The sequence below is a fragment of the Fenollaria sp. C0166D3 genome (assembly GCF_056590255.1).
Genome location: NZ_JBWPVU010000007.1, coordinates 69,754 through 84,113, shown reverse-complemented (window position 1 = coordinate 84,113; position 14,360 = coordinate 69,754). Strand labels below are relative to the sequence as shown.

Here is a 14,360-nt window from a genome sequence, read left to right as displayed (position 1 = left end):
ATAAGATGAAAATTAGGGAACTTGTAATGAATTATTTTAATAGTGAGGATTATCTTCCTCAAAGCAAGAAGGAATTATTAAGAACTTTTAAGATTAATAAAAAAGATAAGAGGATGTTTGAAAAACTACTTAAGTCATTAGAGAAGGATAAAAAGATTATTTGCAGCAACAATAAATATTACACTTACAATAGTTCCCATATTATTACAGGAAAGTATGAGGCTAATAAGCGCGGCTTTGGCTTTGTTATCGGCGAAGACTTTGATGTCTTCATTAGATTTGAAAATTCGATGTACGCGATGGATTCTGATGAGGTCTGCGCTGTCATCACAGATAAGAAGCCTGATGGCAACTACGAAGGCAAAATCATTAAGATACTTAATAGAGCAACGAAGAGAGTCGTTGGTACTTATCAAGACAATGACAGCTTCGGCTTTATCACTTGTGACGATGTCAAGATAGTCTACGACGTCTTTGTTAACAAAAGCGCTTCTAAAGGTGCAAAGCATGGTGACAAGGTCGTTGCAGAGATTATTAAGTATCCAGACAAAAATAAAAATCCTGAGGGAAGGGTCGTTGAAATCATTGGTAAGATTGATGATCCAGGCATAGACATCACTTCGATAATCAAGTCATATGAGCTTAGAGAATATTTTCCAAATAGAGTTAAAGATGAATTAGAAGAGATAAATTATGATATAGATTCTGAGGAGATAGCCCGCAGAGTCGACTACAGAGACTTACTTACGATAACTATAGACGGCGTTGACTCAAAAGACTTGGACGACGCCATCAGCGTAGTGAAAGATGATGATAAATACACATTATATGTACACATCGCTGACGTAGCGCACTATGTTAGGGAGCACACTTACTTAGATAAGGAAGCTTATTTAAGAGGCAACTCTTACTATCTGCTTGATAGAGTGCTTCCAATGCTACCAAAGGAGCTATCGAATGGTATTTGCTCACTTAATCCAAATGAGGACAGATTAACTCTTTCAGTCAGGATGGACATAGATAAAAACGGTGAGGTACTTAGCCATAAGATATCTGAAGCAATAATTAATTCTGATCATAGGCTTAACTACCCACAAGTTTCTGACTTTTTAGAAGGAAAGAAGAAGGCTGAAGAGCTTGGACTTGAAGGCTTAGAAGAAACTTTAAAGAATATGGAAGAGCTAATGCATATTCTTAATGAAAAGAGAAATAAAAGAGGCAATATTGACTTTGATATAGTTGAGACAAAAGTCGTTTTGGATGAAAAAGGCAAAGTTGTCGACATAAGGCCAGATGAAAGGCGCGTCGCTAACAAGATCATAGAAGAGTTTATGATAGCTGCGAATGAAACTGTGGCTAAAGATTATTTTATGAAGGACATACCTTTCGTCTATAGAGTGCATGAGAAGCCAAAGAGGGAAAAGATGTTCTACCTTTCTGAGTTTTTGAAGCGCTTCGAGCTATACATCAATCCAGACAATGTCACTTCGGCTGATATAGCAAATGTACTTAATGAGCTTAAGGGCAAGAAAGAGTCAGAGCTCATCTCAAACATCATTCTTAGAACTATGCAAAAGGCGAGATACACATACGAAGAGCTCGGTCACTTTGGCCTTGCATCAAAGTATTATTCACATTTCACATCGCCAATCAGAAGATACTCAGACCTTATAATTCACAGAATTATTAAAGATTTTATGAATGGCAGACTTAAGGAAAGCAAAATTGTCTACTACGAAAAGAATCTTGACCAAATCACAAAACACATTTCTGAGACAGAGCTAGTTCAAGAAAAGGCAGAGCGCGATATAGTTCAAATGAAGTGCGCTGAGTACATGCAAGACAAGATTGGAAATGTTTATGTCGGAAAAGTTTCTTCACTAACATCCTTTGGTATATACGTTATGCTTTCGAACACTATAGAGGGACTTTGTCACTTCTCAAATATGGACGACGACTTCTATTACTTTGACGAAACAGAATACAAAGTCATTGGCAAAGACTCACTAAATGAATACAAGATAGGCATGAAGGTCAGAGTGGCAGTACTTGACGCATCGAAAGAGACGAGAACTATAGATTTTAAAATTCTTGGAGTGGTTGAATGAAAGATGAAGATATAAAACTTGTAGCCAATAATAAAAAGGCGAGACATGATTATTTTATAGAAAAGATATATGAAGCAGGCTTGGTGCTTAAGGGAACTGAAGTTAAATCCATAAGACAGGGCAGAGTGAACCTAAAGGAGAGCTACGTCATCGTGAAAGATGGCGAGGTCTTCGTCTTTGGTATGCATATAAGTCCTTATAAAGAAGGCAACATTTTTAACGAAGACCCATTAAGAACGAGAAAGCTATTATTAAATAAAAATGAAATTAGAAAGATTTCTCAGGACGTGAAGCTAGCAGGATCTACTGTAGTTCCCTTAAGACTATACTTTAAGAATGGCAGAGCCAAGCTAGAGATAGCACTTGCAAAAGGTAAAAAGCTTTATGACAAGAGAGAGAGTCAAAGAGAAAGAGATATTAAGAGAAGTCTTGATAGGAAGTATAAAATTTAGGAGGTAAGCGATGAAGATCGGCGAGTCAAGAGAAAATTATTTAGAGATGATATTGATGCTACAAAACAAAGGCATAAAAGTTAGAAGCACAGACGTTGCTAAAGCCCTTGATTTTTCTAAGCCAAGTGTAAGTAGAGCAGTTGGTATATTGAAAGAAGACGGATACATCGAGGTTCAAGACGACGGTGAGCTAACATTTACAAAAGAGGGCGAGAAGCTAGCAAAACTTGTATATGACAGACACTGCACACTTAGAGCGTTCTTTGAAAGCATTGGTGTTGACCCAGAGACAGCAAATGATGATGCTTGTAGAGTCGAACACGTTATTAGTCAAGTTACATTTGACAAGATAAAGGAATTAGTCAATAAAGATAATGAATAACATACTAGATAGATTAAACACGAGACAGAGGGAAGCTGTTTTATATAACAGCGGTCCCTTATTAATCATGGCCGGAGCTGGATCAGGTAAGACAAGAGTAGTTACTTACAAGATTGCCTTTCTTATTGAGAATGGTCTTGCGAGCGAAAACGAAATACTTGCTATAACATTTACGAACAAGGCGGCTAAAGAGATGAAAGACAGAGTAGCGTCCTTCTTAAATAAAGACGTAAGCCCAATGTGGATAGGCACCTTTCACTCGATAGCGCTTAGACTGCTTAGGAGACACGCAAACCTTGTCGGATACACAAACAGCTTCACCATATATGATAGAGACAATCAAATAACACTTATTAAGGACATACTAAAGGAGCTTGAATTAGATCCAAAGACCTATGTCCCATCATACTTTATTGCATTAATATCAAATTTAAAAATGCAAAATATGGACGCTGACGAATATGAAAGCATTTCTGATAGTTATAGAAAGAAAACTGATGCTGAGGTTTATAGACGCTATCAAAAGAAGATGCTTGAGTATGATGCGATGGATTTTGATGATATGATAGTAAATTGCGTAAGACTTTTAGAAGAAAGTGAAGACGTAAGGCAAATCTATCAAGAGAGATTTAAGTACGTTTTTGTCGATGAGTATCAAGATACAAACTACATGCAATATAAGATGGCAAAGCTATTCTCAGATATGTACAAAAACATCTGCGTGGTTGGTGACGCTGACCAAAGTATATATGGCTGGAGAGGCGCTGACATTAGAAACATCTTAAACTTCGAAAAAGATTATAAAAATGTCAAGACCATACTTCTTGAGCAAAACTATAGATCAACAAAAAATATATTAAAGGCAGCGAACAATATTATCAAGAACAATGACGAGAGAAAAGATAAGAATCTTTGGACGGATAATCAAGACGGAGACGATATATACTGCTACATAACACAAAGCAATGTCGAAGAGAGTTACTTTGTAGCGCAAAAGATAAAAGAGCTATTAGATGAGGGTTATAATGAGAGCGACATCGCCATTCTTTATAGAACGAACGCTCAATCAAGATCCTTTGAAGATATGTTTTTGAAATTTGGAATTAAATATAATATAGTTGGCGGAGTAAAGTTCTATGACAGAAAAGAGATCAAGGACATACTTGCCTACTTTAAATTTTTAGATAACACAAACGATTTTATTTCACTTAAGAGAATTATCAATACTCCTAGACGAGGTATTGGAGATAAAAGCGTTGAGAGCATCACTAGTGATATGATTAGTAAAAATATTAGCCTTTACGATGCTCTATCCATTAGCACGAATAAAAAGATAAAAGAATTTTACGAGACGATTGAATCAATCAGAAAGCTTAAAGACAATGTGACTCTGTCAGAGCTATACGATTTAGTTCTTGATAGGACTGATTATTTAAACGCACTTGAGAGAGAAAATACTGTTGAAGCAAGAACTAGGATAGAAAACTTAGATGAGTTCAGAAACCTTTTACTTGACTATGAAGATAATTATGATAATATCACTCTTAAGGACTTTTTAGGAGAAATATCACTTTTAACTGACCTTGATAAGACTGAGGACAAGAGCGGGGATGCTGTAACTATGATTACTATGCATAGTGCTAAGGGCCTTGAATATAACATAGTCTTCGTAGTTGGCATGGAAGATGGTCTCTTCCCGAGCGAAAGAGCCATAGAAGAAGGGAGCCTCGAAGAGGAGAGAAGACTTTGCTACGTAGCTCTAACAAGGGCAATGAAAAAATTATTCTTAAGTTTAGCAAAGGAAAGAAGAGTTTACGGACAAAGCATAATCTCAAAGCCATCGAGGTTCATTGATGAGGCAGAGGAAGCAATCAAAGTAGTTAACTATAGATCAGATAAGTTTGATGAGAGACCTATACTTGAAAACACTAGCATCAATAAGAGTATTCACCAAAACCACGGCTTTGACAAAACTGTTTCACGTTTTAAATCATATACGGGTAATGACGGCACTTCAAGTGACAAAAAAGACATCAAGGCAGGCGACAAGATTAAGCACAAAGCCTTTGGCGAAGGTATGGTTGTCTCTGTCAATGGCAAGAATCTTACTATAAGTTTTCCAAATAAAGGTATTAAAATTTTAAATATTGATTTTGCACCAATAAAAAGGATAGATTGATATGAATAGAATGGAAGAATTAATCAAGAAGCTTGAGGAATACAACTACCACTACTATGTTCTCGACGACCCAATAGTTTCTGATAAAGAATATGACAAGCTATATGACGAGCTAGTGAAGCTTGAGAATGAGACAGGCGTTCACTTGCCGTACTCACCAACTCAAAGGGTCGGCGACGCAATACTTGATAAGTTTGTTAAGCACACTCATCTTGGAAGGCTTTGGAGCCTTGATAAAGCTCAAAGCTTTGACGCGCTTAGAGACTGGCACGCGAGAAACCTTCGTTTTATAGATACTTACAATAGCACTCATAGTGAGAAACTGCCAAGTCCTGAGTATATACTTGAATATAAGTTCGATGGCCTTACCATTAACCTAACATACGATGAAGGCATTTTGCAAATGGGGGCAACAAGGGGCAATGGTGAAGTCGGCGAAGAGATTTACGAGCAAGTCCTAACGATAAAGTCGATACCCTTAAGAGTTAATTACAAGGGCAAATTTGAGGTACAAGGCGAGGGACTTATGCCGCTTTCAAAGCTTGATGAGTACAATGAAAAGAACGAAACACAGCTAAAGAACGCGAGAAACGCGGCGGCTGGCGCACTTCGTAACCTTGATGTCAAAGAGACTGAAAAGAGGCACTTAATCACTTATCTATATAATATTGCTTACATAGAAGGCAAAGAATTTAAAACGCAAGAAGAGATAGTCGCTTTTATAAAAGATAATGCACTGCCAGTTTCAAAATATCACAAGAAGTTTACGGATATAGAAGAGCTTTTAAAAGAGATAGACGCGCAAAAAGAAGAAAGACTTAAAGAGGACTTCCTTACAGATGGCATGGTTATCAAGATAAACGACGTTAAAACACAAAAGCTGATGGGCTACACAAACAAGTTCCCGCGCTTTGCGATTGCATATAAGTTCGAGGCGCTTGAAACATCTACTAGAATCATAGGTGTTGAGTGGAACGTCGGCAGAAGCGCAAAAGTTACGCCAACTGCACTACTTGAGCCAGTTGACATAGGCGGCGTTACTATAAAGAGGGCGACACTTAATAATTTGGATGACATAAAGAGAAAGAACGTTCATTTAAACGAGAGAGTTTTGATTAGAAGATCAAATGACGTTATCCCTGAGATTATGGGGCCACTAAAAACAGATGAAGAAGTTTATGACATAGAGCAGCCAGAGTTTTGCCCGTACTGTCACAGCAAACTTTATAAAGAGGGCGTTCATTATTTTTGCCCAAATACCTTGGGATGTAAACCGCAGCTAGTCAAAACAATCGTTCACTTCGCTTCGAAAGAGGCCATGAACATAGATGGCTTCAGTGAAAAAACTGCAGAACTATTCCTAGAAAAGCTAAATATTGACCAAGTATCAATGCTTTACGACCTAAAGGAAGAGGACCTACTTAAGCTAGAAGGCTTTAAAGAGAAAAAAGCAAGTAATATAATAAGTTCTATACAAAATTCAAAGACGGTAGAGCTTAAAAATTTTATTTACGCTTTGTCCATTGCCAATGTTGGCGTTAAGACAAGCAGGGATCTTGCTGAGCACTACAAAACCGTAGATAATTTCTTAAATGCGAGCTTTGATGATTTAGTAGCCATCGAGGACGTAGGCGAGATAACTGCTAATGAAATAGTTTCATTTTTAACAGACGAAACAAGTAAAAAATCTATACAAAGTCTATTTGACCATGGAATAAAAGTTTTAGATGTAGAAGATAGCGGCGATAAGTCACTCGAGGGACTTAAGTTTGTTTTGACAGGAACCTTAGAAAATTATACGCGTGATGAGCTTAAAAACATTCTTGAAGATAAGGGCGCCAAGGTACAAGGCTCTGTCTCATCAAAGACAGACTACGTAGTTGTTGGCGAAAACCCTGGTTCAAAATTTGATAAAGCAAAGACTTTAAATATAAAGATACTATACGAAAATGATTTGAAGGAGTTGATATGATGGAGAAGAAGGACATCGAAAATCTATGTTACACAGCTAGACTTGCCATCGACGAGTCGGACATGGATGCATTCACCAAAAAATTTAACGATATAATCAAAATGATATCTGTTGTTAACGAGCTTGATGATAAGGATATTCCAAAGACTTATCAAGTTAATGAGTACAAGGAGAGCTTATTAAGCAAGGACGAAGTCGACAGTGAATACTCATTATCAAAAGAAGACGCGCTTAAGAATGCGCCTGAAGAAAAATTTGGCTTCTTCAAACTAAAGAGAGTAGTAGAAGGGTAGTTATAGGTGTTATTTATGGATATTACGAATTTAAAAGCATGGCAGCTAAAAGAAAAAATCGCTAATAAAGAGCTAAAAGTTTCAGAGATAACAGAAGCCTTTATCAATAGAAGCAAAGATATAGACAAAGATATCAATTCATTCATATCAGATGACTATGAAGGAGCGCTAGCAAAGGCAAAGTCACTAGATGAGAAAGACCCAAGCGGTAAATTATTCGGCCTACCAATAGGCATTAAGGATAATATTTCTGTTAAGGGTATGAAAAACACTTGTGCATCGAAGATACTAGAAAATTACGAAGCTGTTTTTGATGCGAATTGTACAAAGCATATCAAGGATGAGAATGGTATTATTATAGGCAAATTAAATATGGACCAATTTGCTATGGGTGGCTCAAACGAAACATCATACTTCGGTCCAGTTCATAACCCGCTTGATCTAAAGAGAGTGCCAGGCGGCTCATCAGGCGGATCAGCCGCAGCAGTTTCATCAAGACAAGTACCTCTTAGCCTAGGTACAGACACAGGTGGATCGGTTAGACAGCCAGCAAGCTATTGTGCTTGCGTTGGATTTAAGCCAAGCTACGGAACAGTATCAAGAAATGGGGTTGTATCTCTATCAAACACACTTGACCAAGTATCAACATTTGCAAACGATGTAAAGGACGTAGCGCTTATAACAAGTACCATTGCTCATAAGGATCACAGAGACCTAACAAGTCTTTCCAATCCTGTTGACGAAATCACTTACACATATGACGACGCCATCAAGTATTTAAAAACACTTAAAGTTGGCGTGCCAAAAGAAGTTCTAGCAGATGAAAAAGACGATGAAGTCGAAAAAGCATATAGAGATAGCATCAAACTACTTAAGGACAATGGCGTAGAGATCGTTGAGATAGATCTTAAGGATCTTAAATACGCTGTTGCAACATACTACATCATCATGAATGCTGAAGCAAGCTCAAATCTATCAAGGTTCGACGGCGTGAAATATGGTCTTAGAGACTTTGACGCAGAAAGTCTTGAAGAGATGTATATTAAGACGAGAGCAGAAGGCTTTGGCCCAGAAGTAAAGAGAAGAATACTATTTGGCACATATATATTAAGTCAAGATAAGGACAGCGACTACTTCCAAAACGCATTAAAGGCAAGAACACTTCTTATAAATGATTTTAAACAAGCATTTAAAATGGTGGATACCATCTTGGTACCTACATCACCTGTAATGCCATTTGAAATTGGAACAAATATTAACGATCCAATCAAGATGTATAACGCAGACAAATACACAGTTCCCGTTAATATAGCTGGCAACTGCGCTATATCTGTGCCAAGTACTAAAGAATATAAATTAAATCCTGGTATGGAATTTATCTGTGACAATTTAGAAGACAATAAGCTTATAAAGATTGCTTATGCTTATGAAGGGTTGGTGAAGTAGATGGCTTACAAAACTATAATCGGGCTTGAGATACACGTCGAGCTAAAGACAAAGACAAAGATGTTCTGTCACTGCAAAAACGAATTCGGCGAAGAAGCAAACACAAACGTTTGCCCTATATGCCTAGGACTTCCAGGAGCTTTGCCACAAGTGAATGAAGAGGCAATCAATTATGCAATCAAGGCAGGACTTGCAATGAACTGCAAGATACATCAACACACTAGATTCGATAGGAAGAGCTACTTTTACGCAGACCTTGTTAAAGGCTACCAAATCACACAAGATGAGCTACCTCTATGCTACGAAGGTTATGTCAATATCGAAGACGAAGACGGCAACGACAAAAAGATCAGACTAATTAGGATACACGTCGAAGAAGATACAGGTAAGTCACTTCACACAGACAAGGGCGAAACACTTCTTGATTACAACAGAAGTGGCGTCCCTCTTATAGAGATAGTTACTTATCCAGACATGAACTCAGCTAAAGAAGCGAGAGAGTTTTTGGAAAAACTTAAAGCAACAGTCATTTATCTAGGCGTTTCTGATGGTAAGATGGAAGAAGGTTCACTAAGATGCGACGTTAATGTCAATGTAGTCGACACAGAGACAGGCGTTAAGACAAACATCTCAGAAATTAAAAACATTGGTTCATTCAGAGGCGTTGAAAAAGCCATAGACTTTGAAGTCTCAAGACACATCGCACTTCTTGAAAAAGGCGAAAACACTAAGAAAGAAACAAGGAGATGGGATGAACTTAAGGGCGAATCCATCTTGATGAGAGAAAAGATTAAAGCAAATGACTATAGATACGCACCAGATGGCGACATACCGCCAATGGATATATCAGATGAAATGATAGAGGCCGTTAGAAAAGAAATGTCAGAATTGCCAGATGAAAAAGTTGCTAGACTAATGAAAGACTATGGCGTAAGTAAAGACGATGCTAAGACACTTAGCCTTGATGTGAGCCTTGCAAATTATTACGAAGAGCTTGCAAAGAAAGTTGACGACAACGCTCTAGCGCTTAACTGGCTATTAGGTGACGTACTAAGAAGACTTAAAGAAGATAATAAGAGCATAGATCAAATGCCATTTGCAATAGAAGACCTAGAAAAACTACTTACACTTGTTAAGACAAATAAGATTAATAATAACGCTGGAAAGAAAGTTTTACAAGAGATGTTCAAGGCGCCAGAAGATCCTGAAGCTATCGTAAAGAGACTTGGACTAGTTCAAGTAACAGACGAAGGAGCCATAGAAGCAGTAGTTGATAAAGTTCTTGAAGCAAACCCACAATCAATAGAAGACTTTAAGAATGGTAAGAGTAGGGCCTTTGGTTTCTTAGTTGGACAAGTAATGAAAGAGATGAAAGGTAAGGGCAACCCACAAATAATAAACGAACTACTAAACAAGAAACTTAATTAATAGTTTATAGTATAGCGTGAAAGGCACAGCGAGAGCTGTGTCTTTTTTATATGCTCTGAACAATGGTCATCGAGACAAAATTGATTTAGACAATATGTCAAGAACAAAAGATTAGATAAACTTTAACATAATACTTGACAAAACAAAGTAAAAGAGTTATACTTAAATTAGAATAAATATTCAATGATGAATATTTTTTTTAAATAAGAATAAATTTTATAGTGAAAGGAGCAAATGAACTATGAATTTTTCTGAAAGTGAATTAACAGTATTAGAACTGCTGTGGGATGGTGAATGCTTAGATGAAAACGGAGAGATCATGGCATCAAACTTATCAAAGATACTGACAGAAAAGTATGGCTGGTCGAAAAGCTCTAACTATACATTCATAAGTAGACTGCTTGAAAAAGGAGCAATCACAAGAAGGTATCCTAAGTATACACTAAAGCCTGTAGTAACAAGAGAAGAAGTAGGTACTGCTCAAACAGAGGAAGTTTTAAACAATGTATTTAATGGATCTTTAATTAATCTTGTTTCAGCTTTTATGACAGAGAAAAAAGTAAGCAAAAAAGAATTAGAGGAAATGAAAGATTTAATCAATAGTTTTGACATAGAGGAAAAATATTAATGATAAACGTAGTAAGAGCTTCATATTTGGAGAAAAGTGTTAAAAGTATATTTATTATAGCTATAATACTTTTATTTAGACAGATCTTAAATGTAAAAAGTGTAAAGAGAGCAAATATGATTCTATGGTCAATACTTTTTATTTATCTAATTTTTCCGTATTTGCTGTTGATAAAAGTTGTAGATTTTAATCAATATGGAGTGTTAAGGTACATTTTAGAGCCTATAATGTTTGTAAGTAAATATGTAAGATTACTATTAATAGAGATAGGAAGCTTTTTAAATAGAATAAACCGTTTGTGTGTGTCAGTTTTACTTTTAACTTATGTATTAATACGAGTTATTAAAATGAATAAGGCACTGAAGAATTCTACAGAATTAGTAAATGATGCAAGAGTAGAAAAAGCACTCAATCTTTTTAATTTTAAAAGGAAAGTAAATATATTAATAAACGATAACGTAAAAGTACCAATAACATATGGAGTTATTAAGCCTAAGATTATTATACAGAGTCATATATTAGAAGATGATGAGTTATTGAAATTTGTTCTTGTTCATGAACTTACACATGTGAAAAAATTTGATATTGTATTTAAGCATATTAAAAATTTTATTGCTTGTATACATTGGTATAATATATTTATTTTAGCAAGCTTGAAGTTTATAGAAGATGATATGGAAATTCTCTGCGATAAGTTAGTAATTCAAAAATTAGGGGATACTATAGATAACAGAAAAGAATATTGTATGTCAATGTTGAAACTTATAGAGCAAAATCAAAATGTACAATATTCGGTATTAAATTTACACCCAACAAAAGAAAGAATGCTTCTTATTAAAAAGTGGAGAACAAGTTTTATAGGAGTCTGTGTGTTTGCACTAATATTAGTTTTATCTACATTACCATTTATAGATGTATATGCAGATGAAGGGAATAGAGTTATCTCGAGTGAGCCTGAGTCAAATATTGTGCTTAATATTGATAATAGAGTATCAGAAATAACAGAAGATGAATATAAGAATTTAAAATTAGGAGAGATACATTTTAATGAGTTAAGGTCTGCTGACATTGACAGTAAAGAAAGCTTAGAAGGCTTGGAACACAAATCTTATAAATTTAATACTTATTCATGGACTGAGACCAAATATGATGGATTTACTGTCAAAATGAGTGATATGTCATGTAATGAAGGAATAGATTATATAATAATAATACTAGAAAATGGAAGAGAGATATTTAATAAAAATTATGATAAAGCTGATACTTTGACAGTAAAAGCCTATCAGAATAATAGATATGAGGTTATTGTGCTTAATACTTCATTAAATATATTGAAATACAGAGTAAAAATAAACAGTTATAATAAATAATAAAATTCTAAAAGAAGGTTTTATAATGAAAAAAACAATAATGATTTTACTATGTGTTTTGCTAATTTCATGTGCACCAAAAGAAAGTAAAGATAATAAAGTGCATTCAAATGTGCTTTTAGAAAGTAGCATAAAAGAAAGTAAAAATCAAAATGAAAATGATGAAAATATTGTAAATAGAGAAAAAATTAAGAGGCAAGATATAGAAAAATTAATTTCTCCAGATAATTTAGAAAAAAATTTTAAAAAGATAACAAGTACACACAGAAAAAGAGGAACAAAAGAAAATTATTTAGCGGGAGATTACATTTTTTCAAAAATGAAAGAAAATGGATACAATGTTTATTTTCAAGATTTTAATGCTTATGATATTAAATTATCAGACTCTTTTAAAGCCGTCTCTAAAGAAAATATTATGCCAGCAGCTAAGAATGTGATTTTTAAAGGCAGAAACATAATAGCTAAAAGAAAAGATTTTAAAGAAAACACACCAATGCTAATTATTTCCGCTCATTATGATACTACAAAAGATAATATTGGAGCTATAGACAATGGAGCAGCTGTCTGTGCTTTGATTGAAGCATCAAGGATTTTAGAAAAGGCAAAGTTAAACTACGAGCCAGTTTTTGTGTTTTTTGATTCTGAAGAATATCGCTGCTTTGGTTCAAGATATTATATTTATAATCTTTCAAGTGAAGAAAGAGAGAACATTTATGGAAACTTTAATGTTGATATGATAGGCAATTCGAAAGCAAGAAAAATAATGATGGTTGATGGAAGTGAAGATGAATTTTATAAAAAAGCTTTAAAAATATTTCCAGATAAAGATATTGAAAAAACAGATTTAGGTCAAAGTGATGATTCAAGTTTTTACTACAATCATATAAAAAATGCAAGGTATACTACAGCGGATTTTAAAAGTAAAGAATTTAATAAAGATTGGCTAGGAATAGAAAGTGATACTAGTTCGATTGATTTATATTCATTACTAGAAGATGTAAGCTTTATTGCTAGTTATCTTAGTGAACTTGAATTAGAATAAAAAAAGGAGGCGAGTTATAAAAAGATTTTAATAAATAAAAGTATAGCGTCTTGAAATATTTTAAGACTGGAATCTATTAAAAATATAAATTTTATATTGTAAAAGGAGAAATTAAATGAAAAGTTTAAAAAACAAAAAAACATTAGTTTTTATCCTAGCGGTTTTTATGATGGCAACATTTTGTCTAACAGCTTGCACAAAAGATACTGATAAAGAAGTGCAAAATGAATCTAAAGAAGAAATGCAAAATGAAACAACTAAGTTTGAGAAAGATGAATCTCTTGATAAGTTTATAAAGGCAGATATACAAAATGAAGTTCTTGAAGCACCTCTTGGAGCAGTTGCTCCAAAGCTTATATTTGCTAATGATAAATACGCTGGTGTACTTAATTACAATGGCTTATTGATATATAAGCTAGATGATAAAAAATTAAGCTCAGCAATTGATATCAATGGTCTAGGATTTGATCAAATACAAGGTGACGGTGCTATAGAAATCACATCGAATGACGAATATCTTGTTCTAAATAAAATGGGCAAAACAGACGGATATGTATACTCTTTAGAGGGTAAATACCTATCTAAGGCTGATGATATAAGTAAGATCAGCGCAAGTAAGTCAGAATATCTTGAAAATGATGGAATTAATGAAATCAAAGCAAAGATAGATGAAAAAGATAAAGACATCGATGCGATTATGACTCAAAATGGATACGTAGTTTTGACACTTGATTATGACAATATAAAAGATTCAAAATTAAGTGTACTTGATAAAAATTATGAATTAGTAAATAGCTTTAATTTATCAGAGTAAATAAGTTAAAGCAAATCAAATTATTTATAATGATTAAGAGAAAATGAAATATACCCTCTTTACTATAAAGTAAGGAGGGTAGTTTTTTGAAGTATATCACGAAATAAAATTGAAAAGTGGATTATAAATATCGATTTTGAAGAGAAACAAATATTGTGATTATATAAGTACATAATTCGTTTTGCGCGTGCTACGGCTTATGCATTTACTAAGAGCACCTCAAACGATATGCACGCAAATCCATAA

The 14,360-nt window shown here is 34.6% G+C and carries 12 protein-coding genes; all 12 read left to right on the top strand.

The features are described from left to right. Window positions 1-5 precede the first annotated feature (5 nt). The 12 genes from rnr to AC1EJ0_RS06100 all read left to right on the top strand — a co-directional run bounded on the left by rnr (window position 6) and on the right by AC1EJ0_RS06100 (window position 14,114). A complete protein-coding gene (rnr, locus tag AC1EJ0_RS06155) occupies window positions 6-2,108 on the top strand; it encodes a ribonuclease R (protein ID WP_480023642.1) in 2,103 nt (700 codons plus the stop codon). After that, window positions 2,105-2,560 carry an SsrA-binding protein SmpB gene (gene smpB / locus AC1EJ0_RS06150; RefSeq protein ID WP_058260158.1) on the top strand — a complete coding sequence of 152 codons (456 nt, stop codon included), beginning with the start codon at window positions 2,105-2,107 and terminating at the stop codon, window positions 2,558-2,560. The genes rnr and smpB overlap by 4 nt, the downstream gene beginning before the upstream one ends. A 10-nt stretch (window positions 2,561-2,570) precedes the next feature. Next, window positions 2,571-2,942: a metal-dependent transcriptional regulator gene (locus AC1EJ0_RS06145; protein WP_294984749.1), complete on the top strand. Its 372-nt coding sequence runs from the start codon at window positions 2,571-2,573 to the stop codon at window positions 2,940-2,942. Continuing rightward, window positions 2,935-5,121 carry an ATP-dependent helicase gene (locus AC1EJ0_RS06140; protein ID WP_480023641.1) on the top strand — a complete coding sequence of 729 codons (2,187 nt, stop codon included), beginning with the start codon at window positions 2,935-2,937 and terminating at the stop codon, window positions 5,119-5,121. Before AC1EJ0_RS06145 ends, AC1EJ0_RS06140 begins: the two co-directional genes overlap by 8 nt. Before the next feature lies 1 nt (window position 5,122). Continuing rightward, window positions 5,123-7,093 (top strand): NAD-dependent DNA ligase LigA, encoded by a 1,971-nt coding sequence (gene ligA, locus AC1EJ0_RS06135; RefSeq protein WP_480023640.1) that lies wholly within the window; start codon window positions 5,123-5,125, stop codon window positions 7,091-7,093. After that, window positions 7,090-7,386: an Asp-tRNA(Asn)/Glu-tRNA(Gln) amidotransferase subunit GatC gene (gatC, locus tag AC1EJ0_RS06130; RefSeq protein WP_082244095.1), complete on the top strand. Its 297-nt coding sequence runs from the start codon at window positions 7,090-7,092 to the stop codon at window positions 7,384-7,386. Before ligA ends, gatC begins: the two co-directional genes overlap by 4 nt. Before the next feature lie 15 nt (window positions 7,387-7,401). Beyond that, window positions 7,402-8,832 carry an Asp-tRNA(Asn)/Glu-tRNA(Gln) amidotransferase subunit GatA gene (gene gatA, locus AC1EJ0_RS06125; protein ID WP_480023639.1) on the top strand — a complete coding sequence of 477 codons (1,431 nt, stop codon included), beginning with the start codon at window positions 7,402-7,404 and terminating at the stop codon, window positions 8,830-8,832. Beyond that, window positions 8,833-10,260 (top strand): Asp-tRNA(Asn)/Glu-tRNA(Gln) amidotransferase subunit GatB, encoded by a 1,428-nt coding sequence (gene gatB / locus AC1EJ0_RS06120; protein WP_480023638.1) that lies wholly within the window; start codon window positions 8,833-8,835, stop codon window positions 10,258-10,260. Between the two features lie 241 nt (window positions 10,261-10,501). Beyond that, a complete protein-coding gene (locus AC1EJ0_RS06115) occupies window positions 10,502-10,888 on the top strand; it encodes a BlaI/MecI/CopY family transcriptional regulator (RefSeq protein ID WP_480023637.1) in 387 nt (128 codons plus the stop codon). Continuing rightward, complete coding sequence (locus AC1EJ0_RS06110) at window positions 10,888-12,258, top strand: M56 family metallopeptidase (RefSeq protein WP_480023636.1); 1,371 nt, start codon at window positions 10,888-10,890, stop codon at window positions 12,256-12,258. Before AC1EJ0_RS06115 ends, AC1EJ0_RS06110 begins: the two co-directional genes overlap by 1 nt. 25 nt (window positions 12,259-12,283) lie before the next feature. After that, window positions 12,284-13,300 (top strand): M28 family peptidase, encoded by a 1,017-nt coding sequence (locus AC1EJ0_RS06105; protein ID WP_480023635.1) that lies wholly within the window; start codon window positions 12,284-12,286, stop codon window positions 13,298-13,300. 115 nt (window positions 13,301-13,415) lie between these two features. Then, window positions 13,416-14,114, top strand: coding sequence for a hypothetical protein (locus AC1EJ0_RS06100; RefSeq protein ID WP_480023634.1), 699 nt, complete (start codon window positions 13,416-13,418; stop codon window positions 14,112-14,114). The last annotated feature ends 246 nt before the right edge of the window (window positions 14,115-14,360 follow it).